At 68.1% G+C, this 17,177-nt stretch carries 16 protein-coding genes; 9 read left to right on the forward strand and 7 right to left on the reverse strand.

Annotated features, from left to right (window positions below):
• Nucleotides 1-40 precede the first annotated feature (40 nt).
• Both pbpC and EER27_RS11705 read left to right on the forward strand, forming a co-directional pair.
• Nucleotides 41-2,455, forward strand: a complete 2,415-nt coding sequence (gene pbpC / locus EER27_RS11700; RefSeq protein WP_425480839.1) for a penicillin-binding protein 1C — start codon at nt 41-43, stop codon at nt 2,453-2,455.
• Between the two features lie 181 nt (nt 2,456-2,636).
• Nucleotides 2,637-4,199, forward strand: coding sequence for a fumarate hydratase (locus tag EER27_RS11705; protein ID WP_123088302.1), 1,563 nt, complete (start codon nt 2,637-2,639; stop codon nt 4,197-4,199).
• A 107-nt stretch (nt 4,200-4,306) separates the two neighbouring features.
• On the opposite strand, the gene EER27_RS11710 is transcribed toward EER27_RS11705, so the two are convergent.
• The 3 genes from EER27_RS11710 to EER27_RS11720 all read right to left on the reverse strand — a co-directional run bounded on the left by EER27_RS11710 (nt 4,307) and on the right by EER27_RS11720 (nt 7,092).
• Nucleotides 4,307-5,263 (reverse strand): patatin-like phospholipase family protein, encoded by a 957-nt coding sequence (locus EER27_RS11710; RefSeq protein WP_123088303.1) that lies wholly within the window; start codon nt 5,261-5,263, stop codon nt 4,307-4,309.
• An 87-nt stretch (nt 5,264-5,350) separates the two neighbouring features.
• Complete coding sequence (locus tag EER27_RS11715; protein WP_123088304.1) at nt 5,351-6,529, reverse strand: phospholipase A; 1,179 nt, start codon at nt 6,527-6,529, stop codon at nt 5,351-5,353.
• A gap of 77 nt (nt 6,530-6,606) precedes the next feature.
• Nucleotides 6,607-7,092: a DUF456 domain-containing protein gene (locus EER27_RS11720; RefSeq protein ID WP_123088305.1), complete on the reverse strand. Its 486-nt coding sequence runs from the start codon at nt 7,090-7,092 to the stop codon at nt 6,607-6,609.
• 213 nt (nt 7,093-7,305) lie between these two features.
• Here EER27_RS11720 and EER27_RS11725 point away from each other — a divergent pair, with 213 nt between their 5' ends.
• Nucleotides 7,306-7,515, forward strand: a complete 210-nt coding sequence (locus EER27_RS11725; RefSeq protein ID WP_123088306.1) for a cold-shock protein — start codon at nt 7,306-7,308, stop codon at nt 7,513-7,515.
• Between the two features lie 294 nt (nt 7,516-7,809).
• Here EER27_RS11725 and EER27_RS11730 read toward each other — a convergent pair whose 3' ends face one another.
• Both EER27_RS11730 and EER27_RS11735 read right to left on the reverse strand, forming a co-directional pair.
• Nucleotides 7,810-8,295: a glycine zipper 2TM domain-containing protein gene (locus tag EER27_RS11730; RefSeq protein ID WP_123088501.1), complete on the reverse strand. Its 486-nt coding sequence runs from the start codon at nt 8,293-8,295 to the stop codon at nt 7,810-7,812.
• A 287-nt stretch (nt 8,296-8,582) separates the two neighbouring features.
• Nucleotides 8,583-9,035 carry a hypothetical protein gene (locus tag EER27_RS11735; RefSeq protein ID WP_123088307.1) on the reverse strand — a complete coding sequence of 151 codons (453 nt, stop codon included), beginning with the start codon at nt 9,033-9,035 and terminating at the stop codon, nt 8,583-8,585.
• Nucleotides 9,036-9,116: 81 nt separating this feature from the next.
• Between EER27_RS11735 and EER27_RS11740 the strand changes: the two genes are divergently transcribed.
• A complete protein-coding gene (locus EER27_RS11740) occupies nt 9,117-9,935 on the forward strand; it encodes a tRNA threonylcarbamoyladenosine dehydratase (protein WP_123088502.1) in 819 nt (272 codons plus the stop codon).
• A gap of 36 nt (nt 9,936-9,971) precedes the next feature.
• Here EER27_RS11740 and EER27_RS11745 read toward each other — a convergent pair whose 3' ends face one another.
• Nucleotides 9,972-10,751 (reverse strand): TatD family hydrolase, encoded by a 780-nt coding sequence (locus tag EER27_RS11745; RefSeq protein ID WP_123088308.1) that lies wholly within the window; start codon nt 10,749-10,751, stop codon nt 9,972-9,974.
• A 92-nt stretch (nt 10,752-10,843) separates the two neighbouring features.
• Nucleotides 10,844-11,062: a DUF6116 family protein gene (locus EER27_RS11750; RefSeq protein ID WP_123088309.1), complete on the reverse strand. Its 219-nt coding sequence runs from the start codon at nt 11,060-11,062 to the stop codon at nt 10,844-10,846.
• A 181-nt stretch (nt 11,063-11,243) separates the two neighbouring features.
• On the opposite strand from EER27_RS11750, the gene EER27_RS11755 reads away from it, so the two are divergent.
• From EER27_RS11755 to EER27_RS11775, 5 genes are all read left to right on the forward strand, one after another.
• The gene (locus tag EER27_RS11755; protein ID WP_317843127.1) at nt 11,244-12,065 is read left to right on the forward strand and encodes a glycine zipper 2TM domain-containing protein; all 822 of its coding nucleotides are present in this window, start codon (nt 11,244-11,246) and stop codon (nt 12,063-12,065) included.
• A 156-nt stretch (nt 12,066-12,221) separates the two neighbouring features.
• Nucleotides 12,222-13,385, forward strand: a complete 1,164-nt coding sequence (locus EER27_RS11760; RefSeq protein WP_123088310.1) for an acyl-CoA dehydrogenase family protein — start codon at nt 12,222-12,224, stop codon at nt 13,383-13,385.
• Between the two features lie 179 nt (nt 13,386-13,564).
• Nucleotides 13,565-14,128, forward strand: coding sequence for a GNAT family N-acetyltransferase (locus EER27_RS11765; RefSeq protein WP_123088311.1), 564 nt, complete (start codon nt 13,565-13,567; stop codon nt 14,126-14,128).
• On the forward strand, nt 14,125-14,766 hold the full coding sequence (locus tag EER27_RS11770) for a glutathione S-transferase family protein (RefSeq protein ID WP_123088312.1): 642 nt from the start codon (nt 14,125-14,127) through the stop codon (nt 14,764-14,766). The genes EER27_RS11765 and EER27_RS11770 overlap by 4 nt, the downstream gene beginning before the upstream one ends.
• A gap of 109 nt (nt 14,767-14,875) precedes the next feature.
• On the forward strand, nt 14,876-17,158 hold the full coding sequence (locus EER27_RS11775) for a thiamine pyrophosphate-dependent enzyme (protein ID WP_123088313.1): 2,283 nt from the start codon (nt 14,876-14,878) through the stop codon (nt 17,156-17,158).
• Nucleotides 17,159-17,177: the final 19 nt, after the last annotated feature.

Below are 17,177 nucleotides of genomic sequence, written 5' to 3' on the forward strand. Positions count from 1 at the left end.
GGTCGGGTTTGGATGTGGAACGGAAATCGCGGGCAGGGCGGTGGGCAACGTGACATCAGGCAACAGGGAATCCAACCGGTGGCGCCGCCGAGCGCTCGTCGGACTGCTTGCGGTGTTGTCGCTGTTGACGGTGGCGATGCTGCTCGACATCGCGTTTCCGTTGCGCCTGCCGCGCGCCAGCCAGCAAGGCGCGGTGGTGCTGGCGCGTGATGGCACCCCGTTGCGGGCGTTCGCCGATCCCGATGGCATCTGGCGATACCCGGTGGCGATGGAGGATGTGTCGCCGCTGTATCGCCAGGCGCTGCTGGCCTACGAGGACCGCTGGTTCTGGCGGCACCCGGGCATCAACCCGGTGGCGATGCTGCGCGCCGGTGGCCAGTGGTTGCGCAACCGGCGCGTGGTGTCGGGCGGATCGACGCTGACCATGCAGGTCGCGCGCATCCTGCACCCGCCGGCGCGCGGTCGCAGCCGGACGCCGTGGGCCAAGCTCGCCCAGGTGTTCCGTGCGCTGCAATTGGAAGTGCACCTGTCCAAGCGCCAGATTCTCGAGATCTACCTCAACCACGCGCCGTTCGGCGGCACCATCGAAGGCGTCGAAGCGGCGAGCTGGGCCTACCTGGGCAAGCCGGCGTCGCGCCTGTCGCATGCCGAGGCGGCGTTGCTGGCCGTGCTGCCACAGTCTCCGAGCCGACTTCGCCCGGATCGCGAGCCAGAGCGCGCCCGCGCTGCCCGCGACAAGGTGCTGGCGCGCATGGCGGCGTTGCACGTGTGGACGCCGGCGGTGGTCGCCGACGCGCGGGTGGAGCCGGTGGTCGCGCGCTCGCTGCAGCCGCCGCTGCACGCCGCGTTGCTCGCGCAGCGGCTGCGCGAGGCCAACCCGCGGTCGGCGCGGGTGCTGTCCACCATCGACATCGAACTCCAGCGCACGCTCGAGGAGCGCGTGGCAGCGTACTTCTCGAGCCTGCCCGAACGCACCTCGGCGGCTTTGCTGGTGGTGGACAACGCAACGCTCGAGGCGCGGGCCTACGTGGGCTCGGTCGAGTTCGGCGACAGGCAGCGGCTGGGGCACGTGGACATGGTCAAGGCCTGGCGATCGCCCGGTTCGACGCTGAAGCCGTTCCTGTACGGGCTCGCGCTGGACGACGGTCTCATCCACTCCGAAAGCCTGCTGATCGATGCACCGCAGGCGTTTGGCGACTACCGGCCCGGCAATTTCGACATGGCGTTCAACGGCCCGGTAGGTGCGGCAGAAGCCTTGCGTCTGTCGCTCAACGTTCCCGCCGTGGACCTGCTCGATCGTGTCGGGCCGTCGCGCTTCTCGGCGCGGTTGGCGCACGCTGGCATCGTGCTGAAGTGGCCGCGCGGCGCGGCACCCAACCTGTCGATGATCCTGGGTGGCACCGGCGCGCGCCTGGAGGACCTGGTCGGTGCCTACGCGGCGTTGAACCGCGATGGCATCGCCGGGCGCGTTCGCTACGTCCCGTCGGCGCCGCGCGTCGAACGCCGACTGCTGTCGCCGGGTGCGGCGTGGATCATCCGCGATGTCCTGGAAGCCAACCCGCGTCCGGGCAGCGTTGCCGACACTTTCGACATGCGCGGCCGCGCGCGCGTGGCCTGGAAGACCGGCACCAGCTACGGATTCCGCGACGCCTGGGCCTTGGGCAGCACGCGCCGCCACAGCGTCGGCGTGTGGGTCGGCCGGCCCGACGGCACGCCGTTGCCGGGCCAGTACGGCGCCGTGACGGCCTTGCCGTTGCTGCTGGAGGTCATCGACAGCCTGCCGGCGCAGCGGGGCGATGGCGCCACCCGGCCGCCGCCGCGCAACGTCGAGCAGATCACCGTGTGCTGGCCGCTGGGCCTGCCGCCGGACGAGCTCGCACCCGGGCTGTGCCAGAAGAAGCGCGACGCCTGGACCCTCGACGGCTCCGTACCGCCAACCTTTGCCGAGCGCGACGCGCGCCTCTGGAGCCCCGGCGTGGAGCGTTTCGAGGTGGACTCGCGCACCGGCAAGCGCCTGTCGGGCGACTGCCGGGCACCGCACGAGCGCACGCCCGCGCAAGTTGCCCGCTGGCCGGCGCTGGCGTCGCCGTGGCTGGCGACCGAAGCACGCATCGCCTCGCGCCTGCCGCCCCTGGCCGCGGACTGCAGCGACGACGGCCGTGATGCGGTCGAAGAACTGCGCATTGAAGGGTTGGACGACAACGCCACCCTGGCGCGTCCGCCAGGCAGCACGCAGCCACTGCGGTTGTCGTTGCGTGCGATCGGCAGCGACGCCCCGGTCCGCTGGTTGCTGGACGGCCGGCTGATGGCGGAGTCGCGCGGAAACGCGAGCTTCATGCAGACGTTCACCGAAACCGGCCCGCACACGCTCACCGCCTTGGCCGACAGCGGCGCTTGGACCCGCGTGCGATTCACCCTGCTGGAGGTGCCGGGGCGGGCGGCCGTCGGTCCGTAGCCGTGGCGCCCCTCCGACGCCAGGCGATGGATGTGCCGGCCCCGTGCGGTCGACGGCTCCCTGGGCGCGGCGCCGCCGAGGTGCGGCAGCCCGTCGCGCACCTCGCCCCAGCGCATCCCTTGGGCGGGTGAGGCGCGGCACCGGAGTAGAATGTCGCCCCCACCGCCAGCCATCGCCCGCCGTGACCGCATCCTCGAACCAGTCCGCCGATCCGTCCTCGTTCCCGCCCGTTTCGATCCGGCAGGACGACCTGATCCAGTCGGTCGCCGACGCGCTGCAGTACATCTCGTACTACCACCCGGTCGACTACATCAAGAACCTCGCCGCCGCCTACGAACGCGAGGAGTCGCCGGCTGCCAAGGACGCCATCGCGCAGATCCTGATCAACTCGCGCATGTGCGCCGAAGGCCACCGGCCGATATGCCAGGACACCGGCATCGTCACGGTGTTCCTCGAAATCGGCATGAACGTGCGTTGGGATGACGCCACGATGGGTGTGGAGGAGATGGTCCACGAAGGCGTGCGCCGCGCCTACAACCACCCCGACAACAAGTTGCGCGCCTCGGTGCTGTCCGATCCGGCCGGCAAGCGCATCAACACGAAGGACAACACGCCGGGCGTGGTCAACGTCAAGGTGGTGCCGGGCAACACCGTGGAGGTGATCGTCGCGGCCAAGGGCGGTGGCTCGGAGGCCAAGTCCAAGTTCGCCATGCTCAATCCATCGGACTCGATCGTCGACTGGGTGCTCAAGACGGTACCGACCATGGGCGCGGGCTGGTGCCCGCCGGGAATGCTCGGCATCGGCATCGGTGGCACCGCCGAGAAGGCGATGCTGTTGGCCAAGGAATCGTTGATGGAGCCGATCGACATCACCGACCTGCAGGCGCGCGGCGCGTCCAATCGCGCCGAGGAACTGCGCCTGGAGCTGTACGAGAAGGTGAATGCGCTGGGCATCGGCGCGCAGGGGCTGGGCGGGTTGACCACGGTGCTGGACATCAAGGTCAAGGACTTCCCGACCCACGCCGCCAACCTGCCGATCGCGTTGATCCCCAACTGCGCCGCCACGCGCCACGCGCATTTCACGCTCGATGGCAGCGGCCCGGTGATGCTGGACCCGCCGTCGCTGGAAGACTGGCCGACGCTGACGTACGACGCCAGCAAGGGGCGTCGTGTCGATCTGGACACGGTCACCCGCGAGGAAGTCGCCAGTTGGAAGCCGGGCGAGGTGCTGCTGCTCAACGGCCGCCTGCTGACCGGCCGCGACGCGGCGCACAAGCGCATGGTCGACATGCTCAACCGCGGTGAAGCGCTGCCGGTGGATCTGCGCGGGCGCTTCATCTACTACGTTGGCCCGGTCGATCCGGTGCGCGACGAAGTCGTCGGCCCGGCCGGTCCCACCACCGCCACGCGCATGGACAAGTTCACCGAGCAGGTGCTCAGCCAGACAGGCCTGCTGGGAATGGTGGGCAAGGCCGAACGCGGCCCGGCCGCGATCGAGGCGATCCGCAAGCACCAGTCGGCGTACCTGATGGCGGTGGGCGGCTCGGCCTACCTGGTGTCCAAGGCGATCAAGGCCGCCCGCGTGGTCGGGTTCGCCGACCTGGGCATGGAAGCGATCTACGAATTCACCGTGCAGGACATGCCAGTGACGGTGGCGGTCGATTCCACCGGCGAGTCGGTGCACAACACCGGGCCGAAGGAATGGCAGGCGCGCATCGGCAAGATTCCGGTGGTAGTGGGCTAGGGCGGCTCGCCGGGCCCGGTTGCGGCCAGGCGCGGCGGAAACCGCAAGGCAGCGCACCCGCTTCAAGGGAGCGCGCTGCCAGCTCAACGGGGGCGGGAGGACCGCCCCTACACCATCGCCGCGAGCCGTCGCAGCTGGTCCTGGGTCTGCGCCTGCTGCAGGTAGCGCGTGGCCATGATCTCCAGCGCGGCGATGTTGGTCGCGCTGGTGTCGTCCAGGTCGTCCAGGCCGATCAGCAGCTCGGTCTGCAGGCGGAAGTAACCATCGCCGACGAGCTGCCGGGCGATGTAGTCGACCGAGTCGGTGTTGCCGTCAAACAGCACGTCGATGATCGGGATCGCCCATTCCAGCGCGCCCCATTCCCGCGCCTGCTTCAGCGGGATCGGGCGGTTGCGCTGTCCGGTGCCGACCGACAGCACCACCAGGTCCTGGCTGCGGTCCACGCCGGCGTCCTTGCGCAGGGCCTCGGCGATGGCGCAGGCGGTGGGGTTGTTGGCAACCAGCCCCCCGTCGATCAGCGCGCAGTGCTGTCCTTCGACCGTCATCGCGTGCGCCGGGAAATACGTCGGTGCCGACGACGAGGCGCGACAGACCTCCCACATCGGCAGGTCGGCGTGCTCGGGCTTGAAGCTCTTGAAGATCACCGGCGTGCGCGATTGCGTGTCGTAGCTGGTGACCATCAGCGGTACCTGCGTCTGCCCCAGCCGGGTGTCGCCGAACACCTGCTTCAGCACGCGGTCCAGGCCGCGCCCGTCGTAACGCGGCGCGGAGACGCCTTCGCTGATCAGGCGCGTGGTGCGCGACCACAGGCGTTCGGCCAGGCCGGGAAAGATCTCGTGGCGCTGTGAGCGGTAGACCTCGGCGATCTGCTCCGGTGCCAGCCCAATGGCCAGCGCGCACGCCACCAGTGCGCCGGTGGAACTGCCGGCAAGCAGGTCGAAGCTGCCCAGCAGCCCCGGTTTCGCGGCATCGCGCAGGGCATCCTCGACCCCCGCCAGCCAGCGGCAACTGACAATGCCGCGGATGCCGCCGCCATCAAGGGACAGGATGCGTCGTGCCTTCATCGTGTGCGCTTCCGTTCGCGAGGATGGCCCAGTGTCGCAGACGGCCGTCGCACGGACTGCGTCACGTGGCGCACTGCCGTGTCCCGGTCAGTACCACTCCAGCAGCGAGATGCCCAGGCCGATGTAGGTGGCGCGATGGTTGTAGTCGATGAGGCTTTCGCCGTAGCCGTCGAACACCTGCAGGTGGCCGCGCAGCGTGCTGTTGAGCGGGAAGCCCCAGTCGAACTGCACCGCACCTCGCGAGTCGTCGCCGGCGCGCAGCGAGTGCCGTGCCATCAGCGCGAACTCGTGGCCGCCGCGACGGTGCACCAGGGTGACGTCACCTCGGCCGACGTAGTCCTCGATGTTCGGGTTCTCGTCCTCGGCTCCGTCGGAGATGCGCCACCATGGCCGCAGCGTCAGTGCCCAGTCCTTGCGGTCCAGGCCGATGTTGAGCATCACCCGGTTCCAGCTGCGCGACAGCGGATCGGCACGGCCGTTGGACTGGTGGTTGATGCCGATCGCGGTCATGCGGCCTTTCCACCCGGCAATGCTGTAGTTGTTGCGCAGCACCAGCAGCACTTCGGGCTCGTAATTGGTTTCGCGGAACGGACGCGAATTTTCGGCGTTGTAGACCTGCCAGCGCGAGCTCTGGGTGTAGCCCATCCACACGTCGCCGTTGTCGCCGAACAGGTTCTCGACCGCCTTGGTCTTGAAGCTGAGCTGGTACTTGGTCTCGACGTCACTGAGCGTCTGCGAGTCGGCCGGGACATCGGGATTGGAGCTGGCAGGGTGTTCGTTGGGATGACTGCTCCAGAACGCAGGCAACAGGTACACCGGCTTGTAGGCGCGCAGATTGAACACGCCCAGCTTGGAATCCCTGGCCAGTTCCCATCGGCTGTCGAGCATGCCGCCCTTGCCGGCGTTGGCGATCTGTTCGTCGAACACCGCCGGGCCTTCGCTGCGGAATAGGTCGCTGACCACGCGCTGGGCGCGTTCGGCCGGCGGCAGTGCGTCGCGTTCCAGCCGCTGGTACTGGGCGATGTCGTGCTTGGCTGCGGCGGCGTCCTGTGCGATGTCGTCGGCGACCTGCGGGTTGCTGGCGTCGCGCCCAAGCGCGGCGTCGTAGCAGGCCAGGCGCTCGGCGTTGCTCTCGATGGCGGTGCAGGCCTCGGGGGTGGCTGGCGCCTGCTGGGCGATGGCAGGAAACGCCGCTCCGGCTAGCGCGCCGGCAAGCGCTGCAGCCAGGGGAGCGGGGCGGAGGCGGGGTGTTGCGGTGTTCGTCATCGTCGTTGCGTAGGGCGGAGCGGGCGACAGGGTCGCATCATCGCGTCGTCCTTGCAGCGCCACCGCGTTGGGTTCGTTCAGAACAACCAGGCGAACGCGAACAGGCCAAGCATCGCAAACGCCAGCCCGAGCTTGAGCACGACGCCGACCAGCAGGCCCAACCAGGTGCCGAACCCGACCTGGGCGGCCTTGCCCAGCTCGCGGCTGTTGAGCAGCTCGCCGATGAGCGCGCCGACGAAGGGACCGGCCAACAGCCCGATCGGCCCGAAGAACAATCCGGCAAACGTACCCACCACCGCCCCGACCACGGCCAGACGACTGGCGCCCACGCGCTTGGCGCCGACGGCGGTGGCCAGCAGGTCGACCGCGATCGAGAGCACGGTCAGTACCGCCAGCGTCCCGATCATGAGCGGGCCGACCTTCTGGAAATCGTCCGCCCAGGCCGCCAGCAGCATGCCGGCGAACACCAGGGGCAGGCCCGGAAGCGCGGGTAATACGGTGCCGGCAATACCCACCACAACCAGTATCGCGGCCACGACGAAACAAACCAGTTGAGTATCCAATCCTGACTCCATCCAAGGGGGTATTGACGCGATTGCATTTTCACTTTTGCCGGGGTACCGTGCGCTCGCTGCGTTTGCCAAGGGTCACCGTGAATCGTGGCCCGATGCGGTAGATCCATTCGATCCGCTACATCTGTACCTCGCTTCCTCCTTGGAACCAGCAGCGTCGCGTCGGCGGCGTTTCAACCATTCGTTCCAGGGAGCATGCAGAAAATGTCGAACCGTGAAACCGGTACCGTCAAGTGGTTCAACGATGCCAAGGGCTTCGGCTTCATCAGCCGCGAGAATGGCGAGGACGTGTTCGTGCATTTCCGCGCGATCCAGTCCCAGGGCTTCAAGAGCCTCAAGGAAGGCCAGACGGTGACCTTCGTGGTCGTCCAGGGCCAGAAGGGCCTGCAGGCTGACGCGGTCGAACCGCAGTAGGCCCACGGCCGCTCCGCCGCAAGGCGGACGCTGATCGAGGAAAACCCGGCCTGGTGCCGGGTTTTCTTTTTTCTGATCACCCTGCGAATCCTTACAGGCACAGTTTCCATTCGGTATATCGATCGGGCGCCGCGCCCGTGGTTTGACCGGCCGATTGCGGCGTGATTGCGCAGCAAGTGATTGCGCGTGGCGATCGCACGCGGCGATCACGCGTGGTGCAAGCAAACGGGGCCCGCGCGGTGGCGGGCCCCTGTGGCAAGTCGCGTGCGCCATGCGACGACGTACGTGGGTGCGTCACTGCGCCCAGGCGCGGCCGTTGTAAACGCGCACGTACGAGCCCTCGCGGATTCCGTCGAGGTTGTTCTGCGTGACCACCGTGCTGCGGCCATCGTTCATGCGCACGTAGACGTTGTACTGATTGCCGCCCGTGCGGTTCTGGATGGCGTTGCCGGCCACCGCGCCGACCACGGCGCCGGCAACGGTCGCGGCGTTCTTGCGGCCCTCGCTGTCGGTCTGGTTGTCGGCGATCTTGCGACCGGCCACCGCGCCGACCACACCGCCCAACACCGCGCCCGTAGCGCGAGGTGCCGATTGCGTGCCGGTCTGCTCGATGCGAGTCACGGTGCCGCAGTCATAGCAGGCACTGGAACTGTTGCCGTAGCCGGAAGTGTTGTTGTACCCGGGCCCGGAACCGTAGCCCGGTGATGTCGCGCAGCCGGCCAGAGCAAGCGAACCGGCCATCGCCACGCCAAGCAGCGGGATGTTTGTGCGGATGTTCATGCGGATCTCCTGCATGGGGCGAGTGACCGATTTCGGTCACGTGCAGCCACCGTAGGCAGCGATGCGTGAACTGCCAGTCAATCGCGATGATGTCGTCGGCATTGATTCAGCTGGTGGCCGGCGGCGCATCGATCGTCGGTTCGACGATCCAGCTCAGGGATCCAACCCAGGGATCCAGATTCGGCGGCGCAGATGGCGACGCAGAGTTCGTGACGAGATTCTGTGGCGCCGCGTCGAGGTGGCATCGACGACGCGGCCTGGATGACGTCAGCCAGCCATCCGCTGGCTCAGCGGAAGTCCTGGTGGCAGGCCTTGCAGTTCTCGCCGATGGCTGCCGTCAGCTTGGTCACGCTGTCGCAATTCATCGGCGGTGACGAGATTGCCGCGTCGAGCGTGCCACGCAGCTTGCTGGCCGCGGCGATGAAACGCGGATCGTCGCGCAGCGACGGCAGTGCCGGTTCGAGGTCGTCGGCGATGGTGCGCAGCGCCTTGATCCGCGGCAACGTGTCGGTCGGGGCGCAGCGGTTGGCGGTGACGCTTTCGCCAAGCTGCTTCACCTGGGCGTCCATGAAGTGCATCGCCGCATCCGGGTAGTGGTCGCGCCACGTCTTACGGCCCTCCAATGCACGCAGCATCATCACCACGCAGATCGCGCCGATCAGCAGCCCCAGCAGAAACAGGAACAGGTATCTCTTGGCGGCATTCGTGCGCGATGGCTGGATGGGGCTGGGCGTGCTCATGCAGGGTCTCCGTCGGCGTTGGGCGGGACGATAGCATGCGTTGCGCGCGACCCGGCCGCGCGCGCCGCCTACAATATGCACATGAAGAATGATGCACTTGCGGCCTCCTGGCTTGAACGCTTCGCCGGCATCGACCGGCTTTATGGAACCGGTTCGGTGGCGCGATTCGCAGCCTGCCGCGTGGCCGTGGTGGGCATGGGAGGCGTGGGATCGTGGGCAGTCGAAGCCCTTGCGCGCACCGGCATCGGCCACCTCACGCTGATCGATGCCGACGACATCTGCGTGTCCAACACCAACCGTCAGTTGCCCGCGCACGACGGCCAGTACGGGCGCGCCAAGGTGGAGGCGATGGCGGAGCGTTGCCGCGCGATCAACCCCGCGATGTCGGTCGAGGTCGTGCCCAGTTTCCTCACCGCGTCCAACCTGGAGGCGCTGCTCGATCGCGACTTCGACCTGGTGCTGGACGCCTGCGACAGCTTTCGCAGCAAGGTCGAATTGATCGCCTGGTGCCGCCGCCGCAAGCTGCCGATCGTGGTGTCGGGCTCGGCCGGCGGACGCACCGACGCGACCCTGGTGCGCGTGCGCGATCTGTCGCGCACCGAGCACGACGCGATGCTCGCGTTGATCCGCAAGAAGCTGCGCAGCGAGTTCAACTTTCCCAAGAACGCCGATCGCTACTTCAGCGTTTCGGCGGTGTACTCGCTGGAAAACGTGAAGTACCCGCAGCCGGACGGATCGGTGTGCGGCCTGCGGCCGCCGGTGGGCGGTGACGCTGCACTCAAGCTCGATTGCGGCGCCGGGCTTGGCGCGGCGACGCACATCACCGGCGTGTTCGCCTTCGCCGCGGTCGGTCGCGCAATCGAGCTGTTGCTGAAGCCCAAGGCCGCGTCGAAGGCATGATCCCGGCGCCCGCGTCAGGTCTGCGACGCGGTCGTCTCAGGGCGGTGGAAAGGCGAAAAGCCGCTGCGCGTTGGCCGTGGTGGCCCGGGCGACGTCGCCGGGCTCGACGCCGCGCAGGCCGGCGATGGTTTCGAGCACGCTGGCCAGTCGCGACGGTTCGTTGCGTTGCCCGCGGATGCCCGCGTCGGGTTGGTCGGGCGCATCGGTTTCCAGCAGCAGGAACTCCACCGGCATCGTCGCGGCGAGCCGGCGCAGGCGGTTGGCGCGGTCGTAGGTGACCGGGCCGCCCAGGCCAAGCAGGAATCCCAGGTCGAACAGCTGCCGCGCCTGTTCGGGGCTGCCCGAGTAGCTGTGGACCACGCCGCGCAGACCGTGCCGGCCACCGATACGCCGGATCGCCGCGATGACCGCGTCCACCGCGCGCCGCGCGTGCACGATCACCGGCAGCGAGAAATCGCGGGCAAGCGCCAGCTGGCCGTCGAAGTACCGGTGCTGCTGCTCCGGATCGAGGCCTTCGATGAAATGGTCGAGCCCGCATTCGCCCACGGCGAGCGGACGCTCGCGTTCGATCCAGTCGCGCAGCCATGCCAGGTGCTCCGGCCGGTGCGATGCCAGGTACATCGGATGCAGGCCGTACGCCGGGAACAGCCCGTCATCGCTGGCGCAGACGTCGCGCAGCTTCGGCCAGGCGGCGGCGTCGACCGCAGGCACCACCTGGCGGGTCACGCCGGCGGCGCGCGCGCGGGCAATCACCTGTGCACGGTCGACGTCAAACGCGTCGGCATCGAGGTGGCAGTGGCTGTCGACCAGGATCATGGGGTGAAGGGGCAAGGGCGTGGCGTCATCGATCGTCGCGCGCGCATCGGCGGCGAGGGTGGTCGAAAGTAAGGTCGATCGCCGGCGTGCGATCACTCCTTGCGGATATCGATCACCGACGGGTCACCGCGACGGTTCTTCCAACTGGCCAGCAACAGCGTGCCCAGGCCGAGCAGGATCTCATCGGCCAGAGGAACGAAGTCCGGCACCACCAGGTCGATCAGGAACAGCGCGCCGGTCAGCATGAACAGGCGCGGATAGCTCAGGCGGCTCAGGAAGCCCATGACGGGCGCAAGCAGGGGGCTGGCCATGGCGGAACTCCTCGAACGAATGCCACGACGCTAGCACGCGAGCCTGTCGTTCGTAGCAGTTGTTGACACTCGTTGCACTTGTGGATCCGCGGTCGAAACGGTAGGGGGCTTGTTCAGGTTGGCGGTGTTCGAATGCGCCCAACAAACGAACCGCGGGCAACGACCCGCAGCAGGAGCCCCGATGAACAAGAACATGATCGCTGTTGCCGTTGCGTCGCTGGTCGTCGGTGGCGTTGCCGTCGCGGCCTACAACAGCTTCAGCGGCAAGCCCGCGCAGGCCGACCTGGTCACCGCGCCGGCCCTGCAGGGCGGCGCGCCGGTTGCCGGCGTCAACGGCGACCTGCCGGCTGACGGCAGCATCAACGGTCAGGAACTGGCCTACGCCGACGTCGTCGACGTCAAGCCCATCAACGAGAAGCAGGCGCTGTACGCGACCGTGATCGGCACCGAACCGGTCCGCGAAACCAGCACCAGCTCGACCCCGCGCGAGGTCTGCCAGGACGTCGTCGTGGAGGAGCGCGCGCCGGAACGTGACGGCAACGTCGGCGGCACCGTCGCTGGCGCCGTGATCGGCGGCCTGATCGGCAACCAGGTGGGCGGCGGCAACGGCAAGAAAGCCGCGACCGCAGCCGGTGCCGTGGCCGGTGGCCTGATCGGCAACCGCGTCGACCGCAACCACGTCGGCGGCAAGGTCGTCAGCCGCACCGAGCGCCAGTGCCGCACCGTTTCGGACAGCTCGACGTCCTCGCGCGTGGTGGCCTACAACGTGACCTACCGCAATCCGGACGGCACCACCGGCACGATGCGCACCGGCTCCAAGCCGGGCAGCCGCATCTCGCTGGGCAGCGAGAACGAGGTCGTCGGTTACAACGTGACCTACCGTTACGAAGGCCAGGAACGCACCATCCGCATGGACGAGCGCCCCGGCGACCGCCTGCCGGTCGTGAATGGCCAGGTGGTCACGCAGACCGCCGCCGTCGACACGGACAGCGCGCGCGGCTGATCCCGCGACAACCGCGACTCCCCGACGGGGCCGGACCATCCGGCCCCGTTTGTTTTTGTGACGACGCACGGCGCGCTGCCGCGGCAGCCGGGCGGGGTTACCCCGCCCACGCACGGCCTTTACAATGGCGCTCTTTTCCCCAAGCCCGAGTGCGCCATGGCCCTGCATCCCTTCGATCTGTACGACGTTCGCTCCCTGCTCACGGACGAGGAGCGCGCGGTACAGGACACGGTGGCGCGTTTCACCAACGAGCGCGTGCTGCCGATCATCGGTGACGCGTTCGACCAGGGCCGCTTCCCGAAGGAACTGATCCCCGAGATTGCGGAGCTGGGCCTGCTTGGCTCCTCGCTGCCGGAAAAGTACGGTTGCGCCGGCCTCAATGCCGTCAGCTACGGTCTGATCTGCCAGGAGCTCGAGCGCGGCGACAGCGGCATCCGCAGTTTCGTCAGCGTGCAGAGCTCGCTGTGCATGTACCCCATCTATGCCTACGGTTCGGAAGAGCAGCGCATGCGCTGGCTGCCGGACATGGCCGCGGGCAAGGTGATCGGCTGCTTCGGCCTGACCGAACCGCACGGCGGTTCCGACCCGGCCAACATGAAGACCAACGCCAAGCGTGATGGCGACGACTGGGTCCTCAACGGCTCCAAGATGTGGATCACCAACGGCAATGTCGCCGACATCGCCATCGTCTGGGCCCAGACCGACGAGGGCATCCAGGGCTTCATCGTCGAGAAGGGCATGGCCGGCTTCACCGCGCAGGAGATCAAGCACAAGATGAGCTTGCGCGCGTCGGTCACCAGCGCGCTGTTCTTCGACAACGTGCGCGTTCCGGACGCCAACCGCCTGCCGAACGTGAAGGGTCTCAAGGGTCCGCTGGGCTGCCTCACGCAGGCCCGCTACGGCATCACCTGGGGCCCGATCGGCGCGGCGATCGCCTGCCTCGACGAAGTGCTGGCCTACACCAAGGAACGCATCCTGTTCGACCGCCCGGTGGCCGCCACGCAGAGCGCGCAGATCAAGATGGCCGAGATGGCCCGCCGCATCACGCTGGCGCAGCTGCTGGTCGTGCAACTGGGTCGCCTGAAGGACGCCGGCAACATGCAGCCGGCGCAGGTGTCGCTGGCCAAGTGGAACAACTGCCGCATGGCGATCGACATTGCCCGTGAGTGCCGCGACCTGCTCGGCGGCGCCGGCATCACCACCGAGCACGGCGCGATTCGCCATGCGCTGAACCTCGAGTCGGTGATCACCTATGAAGGCACCGAGACCGTGCACCAGTTGGTGATCGGTCGCGAGTTGACCGGCATCAGCGCGTTCTGATCGCGTCGCGGCCTTTCCCGGACATCGGGAAGGGCCGCACTCGGGGCGTGACCGTCGGGCGTGCGATCGCGTCGCACGTCCGGTCCGTGCCGCAGCCCGGATGGGCGTCCCGGTGGAGTGCCGCCGGAACGGCCCTCACCCCAACCACGTCCGAAGCGAAGTGGAGCAAGGAGCGCCGAATGCAGATTCCCGACATCCAGCTGGAAACGCAACGCCTGCTGCTGCGCCCACCTTGCGAGGCGGACTTCGAGCCGTGGGCGGCGTTCATGGCCGACGAAGAACGCACCCGCTTCATCGGTGGCGCGCAGGCACGGCCGGTCGCCTGGCGTGGGCTCGCGGCGATGATCGGCTGCTGGGCAATGCGCGGCTATGCGATGTTCTCGGTGATCGAGAAGGACACCGGACGCTGGGTTGGCCGGCTCGGACCCTGGTGCCCGGAGGGCTGGCCGGGTACCGAGGTCGGCTGGAGCGTGATCGGCGATGTTGCCGGCAAGGGCTACGCCACCGAAGGCGCCACGGCGGCCATCGACTGGGCGTTCGACACGCTGGGCTGGCAGGAGGTGATCCACACCATCTCCCCGGAAAACACCGCGTCCAAGGCGCTGGCCGCCCGGCTCGGCTCGCAGTTCAGCCACGTCGGCAAGCTGCTGCCGGAACCGTTCAATGACGAGCCCGTCGAGGTCTGGAAGCAGACCCGCGAAGCCTGGTTTGCCCACCGCCGTGGCCAGGGAGCCCGCGCATGATCACCGTCCACGGGTTTTCCCCCTCCGGCAACTGCCACAAGCTGCGCCTGCTGCTGGATCAGCTCGGTCGCGAGTACCGTTGGAACGAGGTCGACCCCAGCAAGGGCGAGACCCACACGCCGCAGTTCCTGGCCTTGAATCCGAACGGCAAGGTGCCGGTACTGGAGCTCGACGACGGCCGCGTGCTGACCGAGTCGAACGCGATCCTGTGCTGGCTTGCCGAGGGTTCGTCGTTCCTGCCGGTGGACAGCTGGCAGCGCGCACAGGCGCTGAGCTGGATGTTTTTCGAGCAGTACAGCCACGAACCCTTCGTGGCGGTCGCGCGTTTCATCTGCGGCTGGACGCCGCTGGATTCTCCGCGTCGCGCCGACCTGCCGCGGCTGCGCGAGCGCGGCCACCAGGCGCTGGCGGTGATGGAGCGGCACCTGTCGACGCAGCCCTGGTTCACCGGTGACAACTACGGCGTTGCCGACATCGCGTTGTTTGCCTACACCGATGTCGCCGGCGACGGCGGCTTCGATCTCTCCGCGTATCCGGCGCTTCGCGACTGGCTTGCGCGGGTCCGCAAGACGCCGGGCTTTGTCGCGATGCCCGACCCCGATGCAGAGGCCACCGCGCGTATCGCCCGGTCCGACTGACCTTCATCGCAAACGGCTGGTGCCGGCGCGAAGCGCCGTGCCAGCCACCCATCGACGGTTGCCCCGTGGCACCGACGGTGACCCCAATCCCGCCTTCCGAGTGAATCCGATGTCCGCCCAGTCCAACCCCATTCTCGCGCGCATGAAGGGCCTCAACCGCGCCGAGATCTGCGACGTCAACTTCAGCGAGTTCGTGCACGCCTGGAACGGTCGCAGCGACGCCCGGCCGTCGCCGGACGAGGCGATCCTGGACGGCAGCGCACTGGACGCGCGCGGCTTCCGCGAGCTGTTCGAGTCGCAGCTGGTCAGCCGGCACCTGGACCTGATGGCGCGCGTGCTGCGCGTGCAGAACAAGGTCTTCTACACGATCGGTTCCTCCGGCCACGAAGGCAACGCGATGGTCGCGCGCCTCACGCGCCACACCGATCCGGCGTTCCTGCACTACCGCAGCGGCGGCTTCATGGCCGAGCGTTTCCGCAAGTTGCCGGGCATGGATCCGGTGATGGATTCGGCGCTGAGCTTCGCCGCCAGCAAGGACGATCCGGCATCCGGCGGCCGCCACAAGGTGTGGGGCAGCAAGCCGTTGTGGGTGCTGCCGCAGACCTCGACGATCGCCTCGCACCTGCCCAAGGCGCTGGGCACCGCGGTGGCAATCGAGGCCGGTCGCCGCAACGGCCACGCCTTGCCGATTCCCGACGACAGCATCGCCATCTGCTCGTTCGGCGACGCATCCAGCAACCACGCCACCGCGCAGACCGCGTTCAACGCCGCTGCCTGGACCGCCTACCAGAAGCTCCCCGCACCGGTGCTGTTCGTGTGCGAGGACAACGGCATCGGCATTTCGGTGAAGACGCCCGATGGCTGGGTGGCACGCAACTTCGCCCAACGCCCTGACCTGGACTACTTCTACGCCGACGGCCTGGACCTGGCTGGCGGATACGGCGACGTGCAGCGCGCCGTCGAGCACTGCCGTCGCACGCGCCGTCCCACCTTCCTGCACCTGCGCACGACCCGGATCATGGGTCACGCCGGCACCGACTTCGAGATTGAATGGCGTTCGATCGAGGAGCTGTGCGCGGTCGAGGCCACCGATCCGCTGCTGCGCTCGGCGGCGATCGCACTTGAGTCGGGCCTGATGTCGAAGGACGAGGTGTTGGCGCTGTACGAAGCCACCCGTGCCAAGTGCTTCGCCGCCGCCGAGGAGGCCGACCGTCGACCCAAGCTCGATCGCCTGGACGATGTGATCGCGCCGCTGGCGCCGTACTCGCCCGAGGCGGTGCAGCGCGAGGCCGTGCGCGCCGATTACGACGACAAGCGCCTGCAGGTGTTCGGTAGCGAGGCCAAGCTGCCGGAAAACCAACCGCCGCGGCATATGGCAATCCAGATCAACAACGCGCTGCACGACGTGTTCGCCAAATACCCCGAGACCCTGCTGTTCGGCGAGGACGTGGCGCAGAAGGGCGGCGTGTACACCGTCACCAAGGGCCTGCAGAAGGCGTTCGGCCCGCGTCGCGTGTTCAACACGCTGCTCGACGAGACGATGATCCTGGGCATGGCGCAGGGCTTCGCCAACGTCGGCATGCTGCCGCTGCCGGAGATCCAGTACCTGGCGTACTTCCACAACGCCTGCGACCAGATCCGCGGCGAGGCGGCCAGCCTGCAGTTCTTCAGCAACGACCAGTACCGCAACCCGATGGTCGTGCGCATCGCTGGCCTGGGTTACCAGCGCGGCTTCGGCGGGCACTTCCACAACGACAACTCGATCACCGCGCTGCGCGATATCCCCGGCCTCGTCGTGGGCTGTCCGTCGCGCGGCGACGACGCGGCGACCATGCTGCGCACGCTGATGGCGCTGGCCAAGGTTGACGGTCGCGTCTGCGCGCTGCTCGAACCGATCGCGCTGTACATGACCAAGGACCTGTACGAGCCCGGCGACGGCGGCTGGTTGACCAGCTACCCGAAGGCCGACGAGGCGATGACGCTCGGCGAAGGGCGTGTCTACCCGCCCGAAGCGGGTGGCGAGGGCGACGACCTGGTGGTGTTCAGCTACGGCAACGGCGTGCCGATGAGCCTGCGTGCAGTGCGCGAGATCGGCCGCAAGCACGGCTGGAAGGCGAGGGTGGTCGACCTGCGCTGGCTGGTGCCGCTCAACGATGCGTTCATCGTCGAGCAGGCGCGCAATGCCCGCCGGATCATCGTGGTCGACGAAGGCCGTCGCAGCGCCGGCGTCGGCGAGGGTGTGATCACCGCGCTGGCCGAGGGCGGTCTCGGCAACGTGCCGATGCAGCGCGTGGTTGGTGTCGACACCTACACCCCGCTGGCCGGTGCCGCGTTCCTGGTGATCCCGGGCGAGGACGACATCGTGGCCGCGGCAGACAGGCTGGCCGGCTGACCGCGGGAAACGGGGGCTG

The organism is Montanilutibacter psychrotolerans (assembly GCF_003719825.1).
In the GTDB taxonomy this organism is placed as follows: Bacteria; Pseudomonadota; Gammaproteobacteria; order Xanthomonadales; family Xanthomonadaceae; genus Montanilutibacter; species Montanilutibacter psychrotolerans.

Bases quoted from the DNA above. Each gene is read 5' to 3' on its own strand.
- EER27_RS11710 (WP_123088303.1), bottom strand. From the start codon at position 5,263: ATGAAGGCACGACGCATCCTGTCCCTTGATGGCGGCGGCATCCGCGGC.
- EER27_RS11715 (WP_123088304.1), bottom strand. From the start codon at position 6,529: ATGACGAACACCGCAACACCCCGCCTCCGCCCCGCTCCCCTGGCTGCA.
- EER27_RS11725 (WP_123088306.1), top strand. From the start codon at position 7,306: ATGTCGAACCGTGAAACCGGTACCGTCAAGTGGTTCAACGATGCCAAG.
- EER27_RS11730 (WP_123088501.1), bottom strand. From the start codon at position 8,295: ATGAACATCCGCACAAACATCCCGCTGCTTGGCGTGGCGATGGCCGGT.
- EER27_RS11735 (WP_123088307.1), bottom strand. From the start codon at position 9,035: ATGAGCACGCCCAGCCCCATCCAGCCATCGCGCACGAATGCCGCCAAG.
- EER27_RS11740 (WP_123088502.1), top strand. From the start codon at position 9,117: ATGAAGAATGATGCACTTGCGGCCTCCTGGCTTGAACGCTTCGCCGGC.
- EER27_RS11745 (WP_123088308.1), bottom strand. From the start codon at position 10,751: ATGATCCTGGTCGACAGCCACTGCCACCTCGATGCCGACGCGTTTGAC.
- EER27_RS11750 (WP_123088309.1), bottom strand. From the start codon at position 11,062: ATGGCCAGCCCCCTGCTTGCGCCCGTCATGGGCTTCCTGAGCCGCCTG.
- EER27_RS11755 (WP_317843127.1), top strand. From the start codon at position 11,244: ATGAACAAGAACATGATCGCTGTTGCCGTTGCGTCGCTGGTCGTCGGT.
- EER27_RS11760 (WP_123088310.1), top strand. From the start codon at position 12,222: ATGGCCCTGCATCCCTTCGATCTGTACGACGTTCGCTCCCTGCTCACG.
- EER27_RS11765 (WP_123088311.1), top strand. From the start codon at position 13,565: ATGCAGATTCCCGACATCCAGCTGGAAACGCAACGCCTGCTGCTGCGC.
- EER27_RS11770 (WP_123088312.1), top strand. From the start codon at position 14,125: ATGATCACCGTCCACGGGTTTTCCCCCTCCGGCAACTGCCACAAGCTG.
- EER27_RS11775 (WP_123088313.1), top strand. From the start codon at position 14,876: ATGTCCGCCCAGTCCAACCCCATTCTCGCGCGCATGAAGGGCCTCAAC.